Raw genomic sequence first — 18,404 nt, 5'->3', positions numbered from 1 at the left:
GACCTGTCGGCCCTCGAAAAAGGAGGGCAGAGGAGGGGGCGCGATCCAACCCGCAACTTGCGAGAGGACCAGCGCATGAGCAAGCGCGTAGCAGCCAAGCACAAGCTTGACCGCCGTATGGGCGAAAACATCTGGGGCCGCCCGAAGAGCCCCATCAACAAGCGTGAATATGGCCCCGGCCAGCACGGCCAGCGCCGCAAGGGCAAGGTTTCCGACTTCGGCGTGCAGCTGCGCGCCAAGCAGAAGCTCAAGGGCTATTACGGCTCGATCGGCGAGAAGCAGTTCTACGCCGTCTATGTCGAAGCCTCGCGCCTCAAGGGCGATACCGGCGCCAACCTGATCGGCCTCCTCGAGCGCCGTCTCGACGCCGTGATCTACCGCGCCAAGTTCGTTCCCACCGTGTTCGCCGCCCGCCAGTTCGTGAGCCACGGCCACATCAAGGTGAACGGCCGCCGCGTCAACGTGCCGAGCTACCAGGTGAAGGTCGGCGACGTGATCGAGGTGAAGGAAGCTTCCAAGCAGCTCGCGCTGGTCATGGAAGCGGCTGCCTCGGGCGAGCGTGACGTGCCGGATTATCTCGAAGTCGACGGCAACAAGGTGACGGCCAAGTTCGTCCGCGTGCCCGAGCTCAACGAGGTGCCCTATCCGGTCGTGATGGAGCCCAATCTGGTCGTCGAGTATTACTCGCGCTGATCGGATCCCGCGATCCGTTCGCGACCAACGGAAAAGCCGCCCTTCGGGGCGGCTTTTTTGTTGGCGCAGCCGGCCCAGCCGCCATCCCCAAATCCGGCATGCGCGGCATCCCGGCATGAAAAAAGGCCGCCCCGAAGGACGGCCTTTTCGCTCAGCGGGTGGACAGCCTCACGCTGTGGCGCGGCCGGCGACCACGACGCCCTTCTCTTCCAGCAGGCCCTGCAACTCGCCGGACTGGTACATTTCGCGGACGATGTCGCAGCCGCCGATGAACTCGCCCTTGACGAAGATCTGCGGAATGGTCGGCCAGTTGGTGAATTCCTTGATGCCCTGACGCATCTCGTCGGAATCCAGAACGTTGACGCCCTTGTAGTCCACGCCGAGCAGCGTGAAGATCTGCGCGACCTGGCCGGAGAAACCGCACATCGGGAATTGCGGCGTGCCCTTCATGAAGACGACGACGTCGTTGCTCTTCACCTGGCTATCGATGAAATCGTGAATGCTCATGGCATTGCCCTCTGCCCGTGCGGGCGTCGCGAGTGGGGGTGGCGACCTCCCTTTCGGGAGGCGTGGCAGTCTCGGCCGCCGGCTTCAGTCCGGTACATTGGTCTGAAGCGCCAGCGCGTGCAATATGCCGCCCATCTGGCCCTTCAGCGTGGCATAGACCATCTGGTGCTGCTGCACGCGGCTCTTGCCGCGAAAGCTCGCGGACACGACGGTTGCCGCATAATGATTGCCGTCGCCGGCGAGGTCGCGGATCTCGACCGCCGCATCCGGCAGGCCCTCCCGGATCAGCCGTTCGATTTCGGTGGCTTCCATGGCCATCGCGGGTGCTCCCTCACATAAGGCCCGCGCCCATATAGATGGGCAGCCAGGCTTCGTTCCGCTCGCGCAGCGTATCGATCACAAGTGGGCGCTCGCCCGGAATGTTCAACCGGTCGCCGCCCGTGCCGCCGATCTTGGCGATGGTGACGCCCGCCGCCTCGGCCTGACGCAGGACCTGCGCCTTCTCGCCGCTGGCCACCGTCACCACATAGCGCGCCTGATCCTCGCCGAACCAGTAGGCGAACGGGTTGATGCCGTCTTCCGGGGCGAGCAGGCTGGCGCCGATGCCCGATGCCATCGCCATCTCGGTGATGGCGACCAGCAGGCCGCCATCGGAGACGTCATGCACGGCGGTGACAAGGTCGGCCTCGATCAGCGAGCGGACGAAATCGCCGTTCTTGCGTTCCAGTTCCAGGTCGACCGGGGGCGGGGCGCCCTCCTCGCGGTTGAGGATCTCGGCGAGGAAGGCCGACTGGCCGAGCCAGCCCGTGGTCTCGCCGATGACGAAGATCGCCTCGCCGCCCGCCTTGAAGGCCAGCGTCGCCGTCTTCTCGATGTCGTCGACCACGCCGACGCCGCCAATGGTCGGGGTCGGCAGGATGCCGCGGCCATTGGTCTCGTTATAGAGGCTGACATTGCCCGACACGACGGGGAAATCCAGCGCCAGCGCCGCCGCGCCGATGCCGCGCAGGCAGCCGACCAGCTGACCCATGATCTCCGGCTTCTCGGGGTTGCCGAAATTGAGATTATCGGTCAGCGCCAGCGGCTTGCCGCCGACGGCTGTGATATTGCGCCAGGCTTCCGCCACCGCCTGCTTGCCGCCCTCGAACGGATCGGCCTCGCAATAGCGGGGGGTGACGTCGCAGGTGAGCGCGAGGCCCTTGGGCCCCTCGCCAACCCGCACCACGGCCGAATCGCCGCCGGGCCGCTGCACGGTATTGTTGAGGATGAGGTGGTCGTACTGTTCCCAGATCCAGCGCTTGGAGGCGAAATCCGGCGAGCCGATCAGCCGCTCCAGCGCGCCGGGAAGGGTGGCGGTGATTTCCAGCGAGGCGGGGTCGATGCGCTGCTGCTTCGGCGTCTCCACCCAGGGGCGATCATAGAGCGGGGCTTCGTCGCCCAGTTCCTTGATCGGCAGGTCGGCCTTGATCTCGCCCTTGTGCTTCACCACGAAGCGCAGATTGTCCGTGGTGTAGCCGACAATCGCGAAGTCGAGGCCCCATTTGAGGAAAATGGCCTCGGCCTGTTCTTCCTTGCCCGGCGCGATCACCATGAGCATGCGCTCCTGGCTCTCCGAGAGCATCATCTCATAGGCGCTCATGCCCTCCTCACGGCAGGGCAGCCTGTCGAGATCGAGCTCGATGCCGAGGTCGCCCTTGGCGCCCATCTCCACCGCCGAGCAGGTCAGGCCCGCCGCGCCCATGTCCTGGATCGCGACGACGCAGCCCGCTTCCATGATTTCAAGGCACGCTTCCAGCAGCAGCTTTTCCGCGAACGGGTCGCCCACCTGCACGGTCGGGCGCTTCTCCTCCGCGCCCTCGCCGAATTCGGCCGAGGCCATGGTGGCGCCGTGGATGCCGTCGCGCCCGGTCTTGGAGCCGAGATAGACCACGGGCAGGCCGACGCCGGTCGCCTTGGCGTAGAAGATCTTGTCGGCATCGGCGAGGCCAACTGCCATCGCGTTGACCAGATTGTTGCCGTCATAGCGAGTGTGGAAGCCCACCAGCCCGCCCACGGTGGGCACGCCGAAGGAATTGCCATAGCCGCCGATGCCGGCGACGACGCCCGCCACCAGATGCCGGGTGCGCGGGTGCTTGGGGTCGCCGAAGCGCAGCGCGTTCAGCGCCGCGATGGGCCGCGCGCCCATGGTGAACACGTCGCGCAGGATGCCGCCGACCCCGGTGCCCGCGCCCTGATAGGGCTCGATATAGGAGGGGTGGTTGTGGCTCTCCATCTTGAACACGGCGGCCTGGCCGTCGCCGATATCGATGACGCCGGCATTCTCGCCCGGACCCTGGATCACCCAGGGCGCCTTGGTCGGCAGGCCGCGCAGATGCAGCCGCGACGACTTGTAGGAACAGTGCTCGTTCCACATGGCCGAGAAGATGCCAAGCTCGGTGAAGCTCGGCTCGCGACCGATCAGCGTCAGGATACGCTGGTACTCGTCGGGCTTGAGGCCATGTTCGGCGATCAGCTCGGGGGTGATTTTCGGCTCGGTGGAGGTCATGCGAGGGCCGTCATTCCGTTGCGCGGCGGGGAGGGGCGAGCGCGAGGCTCAGGCCCGCTCCAGCACGCCCGCTATGCTTTCGAACAAGGCGCGTCCATCGGTCGGCCCGAGCAGCGGGTCGACATGGTTCTCGGGGTGCGGCATCAGCCCGAGCACGTTGAGCTTCTCGGAGACGATGCCGGCAATGGAATTGGCGGCGCCGTTGAGCACCTGGGTATCGTCCCGCTTGCCGTCGGCCATGACATAGCGGAAAGCCACGCGGCCCTCGCCCTCAAGCCGCTTCAGCGTCTCGGTATCGGCGGTGTAGTTGCCTTCGCCATGGGCCACGGGATAGCGCACGATGGCGCCCTTGGCGTAGCGGCGGGTGAAGGGCGTGTCGGTGCGCTCGACCTTCAGCAGCGCCTCGCGGCAGACGAAGCGCAGGCGCGCATTGCGCACCAGCACGCCGGGCAGCAGCCCGCTCTCGCACAGGATCTGGAAGCCGTTGCAGATGCCGAGCACCAGCCCGCCGCGCGCCGCGTGGGCGCGCACGGCATCCATGATGGCGGCGCGCGCCGCGATGGCGCCGCAGCGCAGGTAATCGCCATAGGAGAAGCCGCCGGGCAGCACGACGAGATCGGTGCCGGCGGGCAGATCGGTGTCGGCGTGCCAGACAATGCTGGGCGTGACACCGGTGACATGCTTGAGCGCGCTGGCGACATCGCCCTCGCGGTTCGAGCCGGGAAAGAGGATGACGGCCGCTTTCATCGTGCTCAGCCCACGAACTCGATGCGGTAGGTTTCGATCACCGTATTGGCGAGAAGCTTCTCGCAGGCGTCCTTCAGCGTCGCCTCGGCCTTGGCCGGGTCGGAACCGTCGAATTCGACGTCGAACACCTTGCCCTGGCGGACGCTGGAAATGCCGGGCACGCCCAGCGAGCGCAGGGCGCCCTCGATGGCCTTGCCCTGCGGGTCGAGCACGGCGGATTTCAGGGTGACGAGAACGCGCGCCTTCATGGGATCACTCTCGAGGACGTTCTTGAAAATAGAACGGGAGAAAACAGAAACGGGGGCTTTGCGGGCCCCCGCCTATCACTTGGCCGCGAACGGCTCAACGGTCGATTGTGGATGGCTGCCCCACGAATATGGCGAGGCCGGGGGCGTTCATCTCACTTTTCGGGCTGTTCGGACTTCACCAGCACGGGGCCGCCCTGCAGCCGCTCGTTCTCGGAAATGATGCCGAGACGGCGCGCGACTTCGGAATAGGCCTCGACGAGGCCGCCCATGTCGCGGCGGAAGCGGTCCTTGTCGAGCTTGTCGTTCGACTTGATGTCCCACAGCCGGCAGGAATCGGGGCTGATCTCATCAGCCACGACGATGCGCATGAGATCGTTTTCCCACAGCCGGCCGCATTCCATCTTGAAATCGACGAGGCGAATGCCGACGCCGAGGAACAGGCCGGAAAGGAAATCGTTCACGCGGATGGCGAGAGCGATGATGTCGTCGATTTCCTGGGTGGTGGCCCAGCCGAACGCCGTGATGTGCTCTTCCGACACCATCGGGTCGTTGAGCTCGTCGTTCTTGTAATAGAACTCGATGATCGAGCGGGGCAGCTGCGTGCCTTCCTCGATTCCGAGCCGCGTCGACAGCGAGCCGGCGGCGACGTTGCGCACGACCACTTCGAGCGGGATGATCTCGACCTCGCGGATGAGCTGCTCGCGCATGTTCAGCCGCTTGATGAAATGCGTGGGAACGCCGATCTCGTTCAGCTTCAGGAAGACATATTCCGAGATTCGGTTGTTCAGCACGCCTTTGCCGTCGATGACGTCGTGCTTCTTGTTGTTGAAGGCAGTGGCGTCATCCTTGAAGTGCTGGATCAGCGTGCCAGGCTCAGGGCCCTCATAGAGGACTTTCGCCTTACCTTCATAAATGCGGCGGCGGCGGCTCATGGGTGGGTACCGTCGGTTGAGGAAGTCCATTAGGGTGCCGGGGCTCCGGTTCCGAGTTAGCGGCTGGGGCGCCGAGCATTTTCTGCGGTATGGAGCGCCGTGACGATTCGTATCGCCGGTAGGTAGCGCCCACCGGCGGACACTAGCCGATCGGGTGAGCGGATACAAACATGACAGCGTGCAAGTTTCGTGCACGTGCCCTGTTGGTTTCACATGGTAGGTTTCGCATGGTTGGTTTCAAATGCGCGATCTCTCCCGCATACGCCGCCGATACCCCCTGGGCCAAGCGTCACATTGACCTACATCACCGCATGAGGGCGTCGATGGCGTTGATTTGGGGGGGCGGGCGCGATAATCAAGCCCGTAACTGACCTAGAGACAGGGCGAAGCCATGAGCACATTCGATAAGCGCCAAGATGGGTTCGAAGCCAAATACGCCCATGACGAGACCTTGAAGTTCAAGGCTCATGCGCGCCGCAACCGCGCGCTTGGCCTGTGGGCCGCCGGCAAGCTGGGTCTGACGGGCGAGGAAGCCGATGCCTATGCCCGCACGCTCATCGAGGCCGACCTCGAGGAAGCCGGCGATGACGACGTCTTCCGCAAGCTGAAGGCCGATTTCGAGGCCAAGAGCCTCGACGTCTCGGAGCACCGCATCCGCCGCACCATGGACGAACTGCTTGAGCAGGCCATGGCGCAGCTGAAGTCCGGCACCTGAGGAGCGTCTCCGCGCGAGGCCGGCCTCCGCCTTGGGCCGGCCTGCGCATGAGCGGGCCGGATCATCCCGCCCGGGTCATGCCGGGGAGATGCTTTGGTGTGAGCCGCTGCCCACCGGCGAATCGTCGTGCGGTCAGCACGCGGGTTGCATGTTGGCAACCATCTTTTCCCCATTTCGTTGCGCCCCCGCCGGATTCCGGTCAAGCGTGACGATGGCCGTCGCTGCCCACGCGGGCGGGCGGCGGTTGGGGAGGCGCCGATGCGGTTCACGACATCCTTCGCGCGGGTCAGCCGCTTCGCGCTCGCGGGGACGCTGGCAGCGGGAACGATCGCGGTCGGAACGCCGGCCGCTTTTGCCGCGCCCGCCACGATGGCTCGCACGGCGGAACTGCGCGGCGGACCGGGCGCGAATTACGCGATGCTCGGCACGCTGGCCGCGGGAACGCCGATCGACGTGATTTCCTGCGCCGGCGCCTGGTGCCGCACGCAATATGGCTATGTCAGCGCCGGCGCGGTGCTGCAGGGCGCGCCGGCTCTGCCGCCATCCATGGCGGTGCGGGGAGTGAGCGGCGCCGCGACGCTGGGTTATGCGCCCGGGACGGCCGCTGCGCCCGTGCTTGCCGCCGGAGCCGGCGGCGCCAGCGACAACGCCGCGATGGCCGGCCCGCGCACCACTATCGGCACCGCCAATGTGCGCTCCGGACCGGGCACCGACTACGACATCACCAGGACGCTGCCGGACGCCACGAAGGTGGAGGTGACGGGCTGCGCCAATGGCTGGTGCCAGACAAGCGAGGGCTATATCAGCCTCTATGTGCTGTCGCGTGGCGCGGTGGCGCAGGTGCTGCCGCCGCAGGCCCAACCGCCGCAGGCCTTGTCGCCTCAGACCCAGCCGCCAACTTCCGCCTATGGCGCTCCGGCGATACCCGCCAACGCGACCGTGACCCGGAGAGCGACAGTGCGTTCCGGACCGGGCGGGCGCTATGGCGTGCTCGGCACGCTGCCAGAGGGCTTCCCGGTGAGCGTGGTCTCCTGTGCGGGTAGCTGGTGCCAGACACAATACGGCTATGTCAGCGCTCGCCAGATCGCACAGGGTGCTCCCGGCCTCGGCGCGCCCGCGACCGCTGCCGCCTCGCCCGCCCGCGCGATCACGGCTCTTCCGAGCACCGCGCTCGTCCCGGCTTCGGCGGTGCCGGCGGCTAGCGGGGCGGCGGCACTCGGCTATGCCCCCGGCGTGGCAGCGGGTGCGGCCGTGACGGCGGGAGCGGGCGATGCTGTCGACAACGCCGCGATGGCCGGCCCGCGCACCACCATCGGCACCGCCAATGTGCGCTCCGGACCGGGCACCGACTACGACATCACCAGGACGCTGCCGGACGCCACGAAGGTGGAGGTGACGGGCTGCGCCAATGGCTGGTGCCACACAAGCGAGGGCTATATCAGCCTCTATGTGCTGTCGCGTGGCGCGGTGGCGCAGGTGCTGCCGCCGCAAGCCTTGTCGCTGCAAGCCCAGCCGCCGCAAACCGTGTCGCCGCAAACCGTGTCGCCGCAAACCTTGTCGCCGCAAACCTTGTCGCCTCAAGCGCTCGCGCCTCAATCCCTGCCGAATATGTCGCCCGGTGTCGCTCCGGGCCCAGCCGCCGCCAGCGCGGCGACGACGGCCAGCGTCAAGGCGCGCTCCGGGCCGGGCGTGCGCTTCGGCGTGCTGGGTACGCTTCCGGCCGGCCTGCCGGTGAACATCGAATCCTGCGCCGGCGCATGGTGCCGGACGCAATATGGCTATGTCAGCGTCCGCCATGTCGCCGCGTCCGCGACGCGCGACCCGCCGGCGCCGGCAATCGGTACAGCGCCCATGGCGCAGGCCACGGCCGCCGCGCCGGCTGGCCGCGCCTATGCGCCGGGAATCGGCACGGCTTCCGCGCTGCCGGCCAGCCGCGTGTCGCTCTCGCGGGCGCCGGTCTCGCGGTCTACCCCCGGATCGATGCCCGTGAATTCGGCGATCGAGGCGGGCACTTCGTCCGTCACCACCACGGCGGCGAATATCCGCAGCGGCCCTGGCACCGGCTATGCCGTTATCGGCACGCTGGCGGCGGGCACGACGGTCGACCTGGTGGGCTGCGAGGGCGCGTGGTGCGAAACGCCCTATGGCTATGTGAACGCGCGCCTGCTGGCGGCCGGGCCGGCGGCGGGCTCGGCGGGCGCGCCAGCGGGCACCACGCGCGTCGTGGTGCGTCCCGCGAGCCTCGCCCCGGCTGGCTATGCCGACGCGTCCTATGTCGATCCCTCGACACCCTATCCCGCGGCCACGCAGACGCCTGCCTATTATGTCGGCTATCCCGACGAGACCGTTCCGGGCGGCACCTATCCCATCTATTCCGCTGCCGGCGCACCGACGCTGGGTGGCGCGGTGCTGGCCACGCTGGCGGCGCCGGTGGTCGGCGTAGCGGCGGCGGTGGCCACGGTCGTGGATGGCTGGACGGGCGGATGGGATAGCCCCGCCACGCGCCCGGCGCTCCATGTGAGCGGTGGCTATGACACCCCCGCGCCACGCTACGGCTATGGCTGGGACTCGATCTGGCGGGCAAGCTGGGGGCCGGGCTATTGGGGGCCGGGCCTCCATGGCGCCAACCGCCCGTCCTACTGGGGTACGCGCCCGAGCTACTGGGGCGGACGGCCGTCCTACTGGAACATGCATCCCGGCTATGGCGACACCCCCCGCTTCGGCGACCGCGCCGGCAATAGCTACTGGTCGCGTGGCGGGGAGGGCGCGCTGCCGCAGCGGGCGAGCTTCACTTCCGGCCTCGGCCCGCGCGGGCAGGGGCCCTATGCCGCCGGCCCGTGGTATGACGGGCGCCCGGTGGTCTGGCGTCCCTAGGGGCGTCTCGATGACGCGGCCGTGATGGCGCGGGCGGGGTAGGTATTGCAACCAATTCCGCTGAAAACGGTTGCTACTCCACATTGAGGTGTCGGCCTGCGAGGGCCGGCGAGGGCGAAGGCCCGGGAATCTTCTCGCGCGCGCCCGCCGATAAAGTTCGAGGGAGAAGTGCCATGCGTTTGCCCAAGAGCCTGATGCTCGCGGTGGGTCTGCTGATCGCCGGCAGCGCAGCGGCCATCGCCCGCCCTGCCGTCGTCACCACCGATCTGAACGTGCGCAGCGGGCCCGGCACACGCTACGCCGTCATCGGTGCGTTGCGGGCGGGCACGCGGGTCGATGCCGGCAACTGCACGTCCAACTGGTGCCGCGCGGCCGGTGGCTATGTGAATGCGAACTATTTGTCCTTCCGCGCCGGCACCAATGTCGTGGTCCAGCCCGACTATTACTATGACGGTTATGACAGCAATATCGGCCTTGGCGTCGGCGCGTTCGCTCTGGGCGCCGTCGCGGGTTCCGGCTGGGGCTGGGGTGGCCCCGGCTACTGGGGCGGTCCCGGTTACTGGGGTGGGCGCGGCTATTGGGGTGGGCGTGGCAATTACTGGGCCCCGCCTCCTGGCAACTGGCGCGGCGGGCCGCCTCCCGGCAACTGGCGCGGTGGCCCGGTCTATGGTCGCGGCGGCGGCGTGCCGGCGAATTGGCGCACGCCGGGCTGGCGCGGCGGCGCGCCGGGTTGGGCCGGTGCGGGTCCGCGTCCGCCCAACTGGGGCGCCTGGGCAGGCCCCGGCTATCGCGGCGGACCTGTCTATCGCGGCGGGCCAGGCTACCGTGGCGGCGCGATGTATCGGGGCGCCCCCGGCTATCGCGGCGGGTTCGCCGGTCCGCGCCCGGTGATGTACCGTCCGATGGGCGGCGGCTATCGCGGCGGCGGCATTGGTGGACGCGGCCTTGGCGGAGGCGGCTTCCCCGGTCGGTGATCCCGGTTCAGGGCCATGCTTGGAAAGGGCGGCTCGGTGCCGCCCTTTTTTCGTCAGGCATCGTGTTTTTATCAGACCCGCCCGAACACGCGGCGGAAGATCGTGTCGACATGCTTGAGGTGGTAGCCGAGATCGAATTTCTCAGCGATTTCCTCGGCCGACAGATAGTGGCGCACATCCGCGTCATGGGTCAGCAGCGTCTGGAAATCGCCCTCGCCGCGCCAGACCGGCATGGCGTTGCGCTGCACCAGCCGATAGGCGTCCTCGCGGCTCGCCCCCTTCTGGGTGAGCGCCAGCAGCACTCGCTGGGAGTGCACCAGCCCGCCGAGACGATCGAGATTCCGCTGCATGGTCTCGGGATAGACCAGCAGCTTTTCCACCACGCCGGCAAGGCGGTTCAGCGCGAAATCGAGCGTCACCGTGGCGTCGGGGCCGATCATGCGCTCCACCGAGGAGTGCGAGATATCCCGCTCGTGCCACAGCGCCACATTCTCCAGCGCCGGCGTGACCATGCCGCGCACGAGGCGGGCGAGGCCGGTAATGTTCTCGGTCAGCACCGGGTTGCGCTTGTGCGGCATGGCCGAGGAGCCCTTCTGGCCGGCGGAGAAGAATTCCTCGGCCTCCAGCACCTCGGTGCGCTGCAAATGGCGAATCTCGATGGCGACGCGCTCCATCGAGGAGGCGACCACGCCGAGCGCGGCGAAATAGGCGGCGTGGCGGTCGCGCGGGATGACCTGGGTCGAGACCGGCTCGACCTTCAGACCCATCTTCTCCGCCACATATTCCTCAACCCGCGGGTCGATCTGCGCGAAGGTGCCGACCGCGCCGGAAATGGCACAGGTGGCCACTTCCTCGCGCGCCGCGACCAGCCGGGCCCGGTTGCGGGTGAACTCGGCATAGGCCTGCGCCAGCTTGAGGCCGAACGTGGTCGGCTCGGCATGAATGCCATGCGAGCGGCCGATGGTCGGGGTGAGCTTGTGCTCGAAGGCGCGGGTCTCCAGCGCGGCGAGCAGGCGGTCGACATCCTTGATCAGGATATCGGCGGCGCGCACCAGCTGCACGTTGAGGCAGGTGTCGAGCACGTCCGACGAGGTCATGCCCTGGTGGACGAAACGCGCCTCCGGCCCGACGATCTCGGAGAGATGGGTGAGGAAGGCGATGACGTCATGCTTGGTGACCGCCTCGATCTCGTCGATGCGCTCGACGTCGAACGTGGCGTCCTTCGCCATTTCCCAGATCTTCGCCGCGGCCTCCTTCGGCACCACGCCGATCTCGGCCAGCGCGTCGGTGGCGTGCGCCTCGATCTCGAACCAGATGCGGAAGCGGGTCTGCGGCTCCCAGATGGCGGCCATCTCGGGGCGGGTATAGCGCGGGATCACGGGCGGCTCTTTCGGCTGACGATGGACCGTCGCGCATTAGCAGATCCCACGGGGCGGGACAAATGCGGGGCCCGCTCAGCCGGTGAACGGGAAGCCTTGCCGCTCGAACCGGATGCCGTCGATTTCCAGGTGGCAGATGCAATGAAACTGGTGCGCGATCTCCTCCACCAGCAGGGCGCGGCTCACGCGGGTGCCGGTGATGTTTCGTTCGAGCCATCGGTCCGGCACGGTGAGCACCATGCCCATTTCGAGGCGGCACAGGATTTTCCTGAGTTCGTCGCCATTCGGGTTCGTGTTCACGGATTCCTGCTCCCGGACATCTGCATGATCGACGATGCCGACGGCTAGACCAGCTCGCCGCGCGTGCGCGCCGCCGCCGTGCGGATGGCGGCAATGTTGCCGGCATAGGCTTCGGCGCCGCCCTTGAACACCGCCGAACCCGCCACCAGCGCGTTGGCGCCGGCCGCGATGCAGGCGGCCGCGGTGTCCTTCGTCACGCCGCCGTCGATCTCGATGTCGATCGGCCGCGCGCCGATCATCGCGGAAATCTGCCGCACCTTGTCCATGACCGGCGCGATGAAGGCCTGGCCACCGAAGCCGGGATTCACCGTCATCACGATGACGATGTCGATGACGTCAAGCACATGCTCGATGGCGCTGGCCGGGGTGGCCGGATTGAGCGCGACGCCCGCCTTCTTGCCAAGCGCGCGGATGGCCTGCAGCGAACGATGCAGATGCGGGCCGGCTTCCGTGTGGACGCTGATGTGATCGGCTCCCGCCTTGGCGAAGGCTTCGAGATAGGGATCGACCGGCGCGATCATCAGGTGCACGTCGAACGGCTTGGCGGAGAGCGGACGGATGGCCTTCACCACATCCGGGCCGAAGGAGATGTTGGGCACGAAGTGCCCGTCCATCACGTCGATGTGGATCCAGTCCGCGCCCGCCGCGTCGACGGCCTGCACTTCCTCGCCGAAGCGGGCGAAGTCGCTGGCGAGGATGGAAGGGGCGATGATGAGGGGGCGGTGGGTCATGATGGCGTCTCCGGCAGGGCCGGCCCTGAGGCATCTTGGAGTGAGGCGGGTTTCGGATCACGTAAAGAAAACGCGGAGAAACAAAGACCTAGAGCTTTCTGAACGAACCGGAACTCATCGGAAATCCTCTAGCATGGTGATCACGGAGCGGCAATTAACGGCGCGCTTGCGTAGCGGTAGATGCGGATGGAACCGCCATGCATTAATCTCGCGAGTCGCGGTGCGTCGGCGCGTATTGGCGCGCCGCCCGGCACGGTTTGAGGGGGACGTTTTACAATGAGCAAGTTGCGACATCTGGTGGTGCTGGCTGCCGTCGCGGCGGGTGGTCTGTTCATGGCCGTCCCGGAAGCGAGCGCGTGGCGCGCGGCGGCCTGTGGCCCGCGCGGCTGTGCCGCAGCCGGCGGTCCGGGCTATTATCCCCGGGGCCCGGGGTTCTACCCGAACCGCGGTTATGCGGTGCCGCATGGCGCCTATTACGGTCCGCGCGGGGCGGTGGTCGTTACCAATCCCTACCGCTACTGGCCTCCCGGCGGTGCCGTGGCGGCGGGTGCGGCTGTCGGCTTCCTCGCCGGAGCCGCGGCGGTCACTCTGGCCGGTCCGCCGCCGCAGCCGAACTATTGCTGGTTCTACACCAATCCGCAGCGGACCACGGGTTTCTGGGAAGCGTGCCCGTGAGCCTGCACGCCTCAGGGGGCACTTCTCGGCGGACGCTTCTCAAAGGCGCGCTGCCCGGGTCGTGATCTGAGGGCGCAGGACAATGGACGACCGGACGTGGTTCCGGCCGTCCATGGCATCCGTCAGGCTTGCCAATGGCCGGGCCACTGGTCGCGCCACGCCGGCAGCGTGCCCGACTGCGGAAGCGCGGTCGCCTCATAGACCGCGCGGGCGCAGGCGCGTGCCAGCGTGCGCACGATGGCATCGCCGATCAGGGCAAGGTCGAAAATGGGGTCGGCCAGCGGACGCAGCCCCGTGGCGGCGGCGAAGATGGTGTCGCCGTCCAGCGGGGTATGCACGGGCCAGATGGCGTGCGCGTAGCCGTCATGGGCCATCACCGCGAGGCGCTTGCACTGCGCCTTGGTCAGCACCGCATCGGTGGCGACCAGCGCGATGGTGGTGTTGGCGCCGGGCGGCAGGCCCTTGAGCGCCGGCCGCTCGGGCAGCGGCGGCAGCGGCGAGGGTAGGCCGAGGCCACCGAATTCGCCGCCCTTCTCGAACGGCGCTGCCCAGAAATGCCCCTCCTCGCCGAGATTGGTGGCGCCGCAGGCATTGACCGCAACGATGGCGCCGACCGTGTGGCCGGACGCGGCGACCATGGACGCCGAGCCGAGCCCGCCTTTCAGGTTTACCGTCGTTGCCCCGGTGCCGGCGCCGACGGTGCCGAGCGGCACATCCAGCCCGGCCGCCATCGCCGCCGCATAACCGAGATCGCGATAGGGAGAGAAGCGTCCCCAGTTCTTGTCGCCGCCATTGATCAGGTCGAACAGCACCGCGCCCGGCACGATCGGCACGATCGCCGCGCCGACGGGATAGCCGATGCCGCGCTCGGCCAGCGCGGCCATCACGCCGCCCGCCGCGTCGAGGCCGAAGGCGGAGCCGCCGGACAGGGTGATGGCATGGATGGCGCCGACCGTCTCGTCGGGGGCGAGCAGGTCGGTCTCGCGGGTGCCGGGCCCGCCGCCGCGCACATCGACCGAGGCGACGGCCGGGGCGTCGAACAGGATGGCGGTGACTCCGGAGGCGAGGGCGAGGTCGGTGGCATGGCCCACCTTCAGGCCGGCAACATCGGTGATCAGGTTTCGCATCGGACAGGGGAACCTCGTCGGGCGGCTTCACATCACGGGGAGACACCAACCGGCCGCATTGCCTAAGCGCCGCCGGCCGTGCATTGGGATCATCCCCGCACCCACCAAGGTTGCCCATTTCATGGCCGACGTCACCCTCCCGGCCGCTTTTGTCGCCGGCATTGCCAGCTTTGCCTCGCCCTGCGTGCTGCCGCTGGTGCCGCCCTATCTGTGCTACCTCGCCGGGACCAGCCTCGACCAGATCACGCACAAGGCGCCGACCGACGCCGCGGCCCGGCGCACGCTGGGGGCGGCGGTGCTGTTCGTCGCGGGATTTTCCACGGTCTTTGTCGCGCTGGGCGCGGGCGCCTCGGTGGTCGGCGGCTATCTCAGGCTTTACTCGCAGGAACTGTCGATCGTCGCGGGCGTCGCCATCCTGCTGATGGGGCTGCACTTCCTCGGCATTCTCAAGTTCAGCTGGATGACCCGGACCCGGCGCGTGCATGTGGATGCGCCGTCCACGCTGGCGGGCGCCTATGTGATGGGCCTTGCCTTCGCCTTTGGCTGGACGCCGTGCATCGGGCCGGTGCTCGCCGCCATTCTCGCGGTCGCCGCGAGCGAACAGACGCTGACGCGCGGGGCGGGGCTGCTGGCGGTCTATTCGGCCGGGCTCGGCGTGCCCTTCATGCTGGTGGCGGCTATGGCCCGCCCCGCGCTGGGCCTGCTGGTGCATGCGCGGCGCTATCTCCCGGTGGTGGAGAAAGCCATGGGCGCGCTTTTGGTGCTCACCGGCATCGGCTTTCTCTCCGGCTGGATGGCGACGTTCAGCTACTGGATGCTGGAGACCTTCCCGGCGTTGGGAAGTTTCGGCTGAGCGAGGCGCATGCGGACGCGGGCCATCCGGTAGCCGCCGTCCAACCTGTGCTCGCCGTAACCTTCCGACGTGAAGCCGTGACGCCGGTAGAACGCCTCGGCGTTGATCGAGGCGTTCATGGTCAGTTCGGCAAGGCCGCGCCTTCGCGCACGGGCTTCCAGTTCCCGCAGGATGGAGCCGCCGATGCCGGAGCGGCCGTGAGCGGGCGAGACATAAACGGCTCGCAGCTCGTGGACATTGGGCACGATCGAGCCGAAACCGATGATGGCGCCGCTTCGGTCACGCGCCACAACCGCCTCTTCCACGCCGCGCTCGATACGCCGGGCGAGCAACTCGATGGTCTCGGCCCGCAGCGGCAGGGGCGCCCAGGTATTGATGATTTCGACGTCATAGAACGCGGCCGCCGTGCCGCGAACGGCCGCGCGATGCGCCATCAGCATCGCTTCCGCATCCGCCGGGCGCGCCTCCTCGATCCGCATGTCGTCTCCGTCAGCACTTCGACCCGCAGCACCTCGACCTGCAGCACTTCGACCTGACAGAGGGCATCATATTCCCAAAATAAAACCCGCCGGATCGCTCCGGCGGGTTTCGTATTCTGGCCTGTTGCGATGCGTCGCGAGGACGCGTGGCCTCACAGCTCGGTATAGCCGCCGTCCTTCCAGACGTAGACGACGTAGTCGAGGTTGGTGCGGTCACCCTTCTTGTCGAAGGTCAGCTTGCCGAGAACGGTGTCGAACGCCTTGCCGGAGTGGATGTACTCGGCGACCTTGGCGGTATCGAGCGACTTGGTAGCCTCGACAGCCTGCTGGATCACCTGGCCGGCCGCGTAGGAATAGAGAACGTAGCCTTCCGGATCGATGTTCTTCTTCTTGAACTCGTCGACGACCTTGGTCGCGGCGGGGTTCTTGCGCGGATCCGGGCCGAAGGTCATCAGAGTGCCTTCCGCGCCGGGGCCGGCGATGGTCCAGAATTCCTTGTCGGTGATGCCGTCACCCGAGAAAAGGACCGTCTTCAGGCCCTGATCGCGCATCTGGCGCACGAGCAGGCCGGCTTCGGTGTGCAGGCCGCCATAATAGAGCACGTCGACATTCGCGCCCTTGAGCTTGGAGACGAGAGCCGAATAGTCCTTCTCGCCGGGGTTGATACCCTCGTAGATGACTTCCTTGATGCCCGCCTTGTTCATCGACTTCTGGGTCTCGTCCGCCAGACCCTTGCCGTAGGGGGTCTTGTCGTGGACGATGGCAATCTTCTTGCCCTTCAGGTTCTTCTCGATGTACTCGGCCGCCACCAGGCCCTGCTGGTCGTCACGGCCGCAGGTGCGGAACACGTTGGCGAGGCCGCGCTCGGTCAGCTTCGGGTTGGTCGAAGCCGGGGAGATGGCCAGAACGCCGGCTTCGGCATACTGCTCGGAAGCCGGGATCGACACGCCAGAGTTGAAGTGACCGATCACGAACTTCACGCCGTCGGCGATGAACTTGTTCGCCACCGAGACGCCCTGCTCGGGCTTGGAGGCGTCGTCACCGACGACGATCTCGACCTTCTGGCCGAGCAGGCCGCCGGCCGCGTTCACATCGGTGGCCCACTGCTCGGCACCGTTCTTCAGCTGCGCGCCGAAGGTCGCGTTCGCGCCGGTGATCGGGCCGCCAACGCCGACTTTCACCTGCGCCGAGGCCGGAACGGCCAGGGCCGCCATGGCGCCGAGCGCGAGGCCGGCCAACAGAAGCTTCTTCATGAACTTCTCTCCTAGTCCTGGAAGTTTGATTTTTCGCAGCCTGAGCGGCGCGGCAGCAATTGCTCCGGCCGTTATCATGCCCTTTTTCGTGCTCTTGTCGACGAGCAAGCGAAACCGATGGTGAGGACGCTCACGCGCGCGTCCCGGGTGATTCGGCAGGGCCACCCTCGACCCAGCCGAACGGTCCCGACTGACGGTAGATCCAACCATAGCGTGTCGCCATCTGGCGCGCACGTTCCGAACGGAAGCCGAGCGTGGCGACCGCGATGAGGAAGGCCGTGTCGGTCAGGAAATAGTGCCACGACAGCAGCGTGCCGAGGAACAGCGCGAAGTGGAAGAAGCGCACCACGCAGCCGAGCAGCAGAGCGTAGATGAGCGCCTGCCGGTAACTGCGCCAGGTGCCGGCCACGGAGCGGCCGGTCAGCCACGCCGCGCCGCCGCCCAGGAACAGGGTGACGAGGGTAAAGTCGCCGCGCGAGACCTCGACCACAAACCAGGGGGCAACCACCGCGCTGGCGATGACGGCGACGATGACCAGGGCCGGCACCACGACGGCGAGACTGCTCGGTGCGCCCTGGGAGATGAGGGATCCGCTGGAATGAGCCATGTCAGTGCTTCCCGCCTTCGAGATAGGCCGCCCGGACTTCCGGGCGCTCGAGAAGTTCGCGCCCCGCGCCGGTCATGGTGACGAGCCCGTTCACCAGCACATAGCCGCGGTGGGCAAGCTTGAGCGCGTGGAACGCGTTCTGCTCGACAAGGAACACGGTAAGCCCCTCGGCCCGATTGAGCTCGCGGATCGCGTCGAAGATCTGCTTCACGATCAGCGGGGCGAGGCCGAGCGAAGGCTCGTCCAGCATCAGGAGGCGCGGCCGGCTCATCAGCGCGCGGCCGATCGCCAGCATCTGCTGCTCGCCGCCCGAGAGCGTGCCGCCGCGCTGGTTGATGCGCTCCTTGAGGCGCGGGAACAGATCGAACACCTTCAGCAGGTCCTCGTCGAAATGGCCGAAGCCATCGACCGAGGCCCCCATCTGCAGATTCTCGAACACGGTCATGCGCGGGAAGATGCGCCGGCCCTCGGGCGACTGCGCGATCTTGAGCTGCGCGATTTCGTGAGTCGGCATCTTGGTGATGTCGCGCCCGTCATAAACGATCTGCCCCTCGCGGGCGCGCGGCTGGCCGAAGATGGTCATCATCAGCGTCGATTTTCCGGCGCCGTTGGAGCCGATCAGCGTGACGATCTCGCCGCGATGGACATCCACGTCGACGCCCTTCAGCGCCATGATGTTCCCGTAGAAGGTCTTCACGCCGCGCACCGCCAGCATCGGCTTGGTGCCACCGGCGGTGACGGGTGGCGGGGCGGCGGTCATTGTGT

General features: G+C 67.4%; 20 protein-coding genes. 6 read left to right on the top strand and 14 right to left on the bottom strand.

Annotated features, from left to right (window positions below; all coding sequences use genetic code 11):
- The first annotated feature begins 75 nt into the window (after positions 1-75).
- Positions 76-693 (top strand): 30S ribosomal protein S4, encoded by a 618-nt coding sequence (gene rpsD, locus QOZ99_RS01050; RefSeq protein ID WP_183189620.1) that lies wholly within the window; start codon positions 76-78, stop codon positions 691-693.
- Positions 694-861: 168 nt separating this feature from the next.
- On the opposite strand, the gene grxD is transcribed toward rpsD, so the two are convergent.
- The 6 genes from grxD to purC all read right to left on the bottom strand — a co-directional run bounded on the left by grxD (position 862) and on the right by purC (position 5,702).
- A complete protein-coding gene (grxD, locus tag QOZ99_RS01045; RefSeq protein ID WP_306888019.1) occupies positions 862-1,200 on the bottom strand; it encodes a Grx4 family monothiol glutaredoxin in 339 nt (112 codons plus the stop codon).
- 84 nt (positions 1,201-1,284) lie between these two features.
- Positions 1,285-1,518: a BolA family protein gene (locus QOZ99_RS01040; protein ID WP_183189618.1), complete on the bottom strand. Its 234-nt coding sequence runs from the start codon at positions 1,516-1,518 to the stop codon at positions 1,285-1,287.
- Between the two features lie 13 nt (positions 1,519-1,531).
- Positions 1,532-3,745, bottom strand: a complete 2,214-nt coding sequence (purL, locus tag QOZ99_RS01035; protein ID WP_306888018.1) for a phosphoribosylformylglycinamidine synthase subunit PurL — start codon at positions 3,743-3,745, stop codon at positions 1,532-1,534.
- Between the two features lie 48 nt (positions 3,746-3,793).
- A complete protein-coding gene (purQ, locus tag QOZ99_RS01030; RefSeq protein WP_306888016.1) occupies positions 3,794-4,492 on the bottom strand; it encodes a phosphoribosylformylglycinamidine synthase subunit PurQ in 699 nt (232 codons plus the stop codon).
- Between the two features lie 5 nt (positions 4,493-4,497).
- Positions 4,498-4,740 (bottom strand): phosphoribosylformylglycinamidine synthase subunit PurS, encoded by a 243-nt coding sequence (purS, locus tag QOZ99_RS01025; RefSeq protein WP_183189615.1) that lies wholly within the window; start codon positions 4,738-4,740, stop codon positions 4,498-4,500.
- Positions 4,741-4,892: 152 nt separating this feature from the next.
- Positions 4,893-5,702, bottom strand: coding sequence for a phosphoribosylaminoimidazolesuccinocarboxamide synthase (purC, locus tag QOZ99_RS01020; RefSeq protein WP_183189614.1), 810 nt, complete (start codon positions 5,700-5,702; stop codon positions 4,893-4,895).
- Positions 5,703-6,063: 361 nt separating this feature from the next.
- Between purC and QOZ99_RS01015 the strand changes: the two genes are divergently transcribed.
- The 3 genes from QOZ99_RS01015 (at position 6,064) to QOZ99_RS01005 (ending at position 10,235) form a co-directional block, all read left to right on the top strand.
- Positions 6,064-6,387, top strand: a complete 324-nt coding sequence (locus QOZ99_RS01015) for a DUF1476 domain-containing protein (RefSeq protein WP_306888015.1) — start codon at positions 6,064-6,066, stop codon at positions 6,385-6,387.
- 258 nt (positions 6,388-6,645) lie between these two features.
- Positions 6,646-9,261, top strand: a complete 2,616-nt coding sequence (locus QOZ99_RS01010) for an SH3 domain-containing protein (protein WP_306888014.1) — start codon at positions 6,646-6,648, stop codon at positions 9,259-9,261.
- A 173-nt stretch (positions 9,262-9,434) separates the two neighbouring features.
- On the top strand, positions 9,435-10,235 hold the full coding sequence (locus tag QOZ99_RS01005) for an SH3 domain-containing protein (RefSeq protein ID WP_306888013.1): 801 nt from the start codon (positions 9,435-9,437) through the stop codon (positions 10,233-10,235).
- A 71-nt stretch (positions 10,236-10,306) separates the two neighbouring features.
- Here QOZ99_RS01005 and purB read toward each other — a convergent pair whose 3' ends face one another.
- From purB to rpe, 3 genes are all read right to left on the bottom strand, one after another.
- A complete protein-coding gene (gene purB / locus QOZ99_RS01000; RefSeq protein ID WP_306888012.1) occupies positions 10,307-11,614 on the bottom strand; it encodes an adenylosuccinate lyase in 1,308 nt (435 codons plus the stop codon).
- A gap of 75 nt (positions 11,615-11,689) precedes the next feature.
- Positions 11,690-11,914, bottom strand: coding sequence for a hypothetical protein (locus QOZ99_RS00995; protein WP_306888011.1), 225 nt, complete (start codon positions 11,912-11,914; stop codon positions 11,690-11,692).
- Positions 11,915-11,958: 44 nt separating this feature from the next.
- Positions 11,959-12,645, bottom strand: a complete 687-nt coding sequence (gene rpe / locus QOZ99_RS00990; RefSeq protein WP_306888009.1) for a ribulose-phosphate 3-epimerase — start codon at positions 12,643-12,645, stop codon at positions 11,959-11,961.
- A 276-nt stretch (positions 12,646-12,921) separates the two neighbouring features.
- Between rpe and QOZ99_RS00985 the strand changes: the two genes are divergently transcribed.
- On the top strand, positions 12,922-13,320 hold the full coding sequence (locus tag QOZ99_RS00985; protein ID WP_306888008.1) for a hypothetical protein: 399 nt from the start codon (positions 12,922-12,924) through the stop codon (positions 13,318-13,320).
- Between the two features lie 122 nt (positions 13,321-13,442).
- Here QOZ99_RS00985 and QOZ99_RS00980 read toward each other — a convergent pair whose 3' ends face one another.
- On the bottom strand, positions 13,443-14,447 hold the full coding sequence (locus QOZ99_RS00980) for a P1 family peptidase (protein WP_306888007.1): 1,005 nt from the start codon (positions 14,445-14,447) through the stop codon (positions 13,443-13,445).
- A 121-nt stretch (positions 14,448-14,568) separates the two neighbouring features.
- Here QOZ99_RS00980 and QOZ99_RS00975 point away from each other — a divergent pair, with 121 nt between their 5' ends.
- Positions 14,569-15,300, top strand: coding sequence for a cytochrome c biogenesis CcdA family protein (locus QOZ99_RS00975; RefSeq protein WP_183189605.1), 732 nt, complete (start codon positions 14,569-14,571; stop codon positions 15,298-15,300).
- Here QOZ99_RS00975 and QOZ99_RS00970 read toward each other — a convergent pair.
- The 4 genes from QOZ99_RS00970 to QOZ99_RS00955 form a co-directional block, all read right to left on the bottom strand.
- On the bottom strand, positions 15,255-15,779 hold the full coding sequence (locus QOZ99_RS00970) for a GNAT family N-acetyltransferase (RefSeq protein ID WP_306888006.1): 525 nt from the start codon (positions 15,777-15,779) through the stop codon (positions 15,255-15,257). The genes QOZ99_RS00975 and QOZ99_RS00970 overlap by 46 nt on opposite strands.
- A 152-nt stretch (positions 15,780-15,931) precedes the next feature.
- Positions 15,932-17,032 (bottom strand): branched-chain amino acid ABC transporter substrate-binding protein, encoded by a 1,101-nt coding sequence (locus QOZ99_RS00965; RefSeq protein WP_306888005.1) that lies wholly within the window; start codon positions 17,030-17,032, stop codon positions 15,932-15,934.
- 130 nt (positions 17,033-17,162) lie between these two features.
- Positions 17,163-17,522: a DUF6867 family protein gene (locus tag QOZ99_RS00960; protein ID WP_306888424.1), complete on the bottom strand. Its 360-nt coding sequence runs from the start codon at positions 17,520-17,522 to the stop codon at positions 17,163-17,165.
- A 118-nt stretch (positions 17,523-17,640) separates the two neighbouring features.
- Entirely contained in the window at positions 17,641-18,399 is a 759-nt protein-coding gene (locus QOZ99_RS00955) for an ABC transporter ATP-binding protein (RefSeq protein ID WP_370876782.1), read from the bottom strand.
- Positions 18,400-18,404: the final 5 nt, after the last annotated feature.

Origin of the sequence: Ancylobacter amanitiformis, from assembly GCF_030814815.1 — a bacterium.
In the GTDB taxonomy this organism is placed as follows: Bacteria; Pseudomonadota; Alphaproteobacteria; order Rhizobiales; family Xanthobacteraceae; genus Ancylobacter; species Ancylobacter amanitiformis.
Note: the sequence above shows the minus strand (reverse complement) of the source record. Positions and strands in the feature narration are given on the sequence as shown.

What these genes read in the sequence shown, in the direction of transcription:
- rpsD (WP_183189620.1), top strand. Translation starts at nt 76, where the DNA reads ATGAGCAAGCGCGTAGCAGCCAAGCACAAGCTTGACCGCCGTATGGGC.
- grxD (WP_306888019.1), bottom strand. Translation starts at nt 1,200, where the DNA reads ATGAGCATTCACGATTTCATCGATAGCCAGGTGAAGAGCAACGACGTC.
- QOZ99_RS01040 (WP_183189618.1), bottom strand. Translation starts at nt 1,518, where the DNA reads ATGGCCATGGAAGCCACCGAAATCGAACGGCTGATCCGGGAGGGCCTG.
- purL (WP_306888018.1), bottom strand. Translation starts at nt 3,745, where the DNA reads ATGACCTCCACCGAGCCGAAAATCACCCCCGAGCTGATCGCCGAACAT.
- purQ (WP_306888016.1), bottom strand. Translation starts at nt 4,492, where the DNA reads ATGAAAGCGGCCGTCATCCTCTTTCCCGGCTCGAACCGCGAGGGCGAT.
- purS (WP_183189615.1), bottom strand. Translation starts at nt 4,740, where the DNA reads ATGAAGGCGCGCGTTCTCGTCACCCTGAAATCCGCCGTGCTCGACCCG.
- purC (WP_183189614.1), bottom strand. Translation starts at nt 5,702, where the DNA reads ATGGACTTCCTCAACCGACGGTACCCACCCATGAGCCGCCGCCGCCGC.
- QOZ99_RS01015 (WP_306888015.1), top strand. Translation starts at nt 6,064, where the DNA reads ATGAGCACATTCGATAAGCGCCAAGATGGGTTCGAAGCCAAATACGCC.
- QOZ99_RS01010 (WP_306888014.1), top strand. Translation starts at nt 6,646, where the DNA reads ATGCGGTTCACGACATCCTTCGCGCGGGTCAGCCGCTTCGCGCTCGCG.
- QOZ99_RS01005 (WP_306888013.1), top strand. Translation starts at nt 9,435, where the DNA reads ATGCGTTTGCCCAAGAGCCTGATGCTCGCGGTGGGTCTGCTGATCGCC.
- rpe (WP_306888009.1), bottom strand. Translation starts at nt 12,645, where the DNA reads ATGACCCACCGCCCCCTCATCATCGCCCCTTCCATCCTCGCCAGCGAC.
- QOZ99_RS00985 (WP_306888008.1), top strand. Translation starts at nt 12,922, where the DNA reads ATGAGCAAGTTGCGACATCTGGTGGTGCTGGCTGCCGTCGCGGCGGGT.
- QOZ99_RS00980 (WP_306888007.1), bottom strand. Translation starts at nt 14,447, where the DNA reads ATGCGAAACCTGATCACCGATGTTGCCGGCCTGAAGGTGGGCCATGCC.
- QOZ99_RS00975 (WP_183189605.1), top strand. Translation starts at nt 14,569, where the DNA reads ATGGCCGACGTCACCCTCCCGGCCGCTTTTGTCGCCGGCATTGCCAGC.
- QOZ99_RS00970 (WP_306888006.1), bottom strand. Translation starts at nt 15,779, where the DNA reads ATGCGGATCGAGGAGGCGCGCCCGGCGGATGCGGAAGCGATGCTGATG.
- QOZ99_RS00965 (WP_306888005.1), bottom strand. Translation starts at nt 17,032, where the DNA reads ATGAAGAAGCTTCTGTTGGCCGGCCTCGCGCTCGGCGCCATGGCGGCC.
- QOZ99_RS00955 (WP_370876782.1), bottom strand. Translation starts at nt 18,399, where the DNA reads ATGACCGCCGCCCCGCCACCCGTCACCGCCGGTGGCACCAAGCCGATG.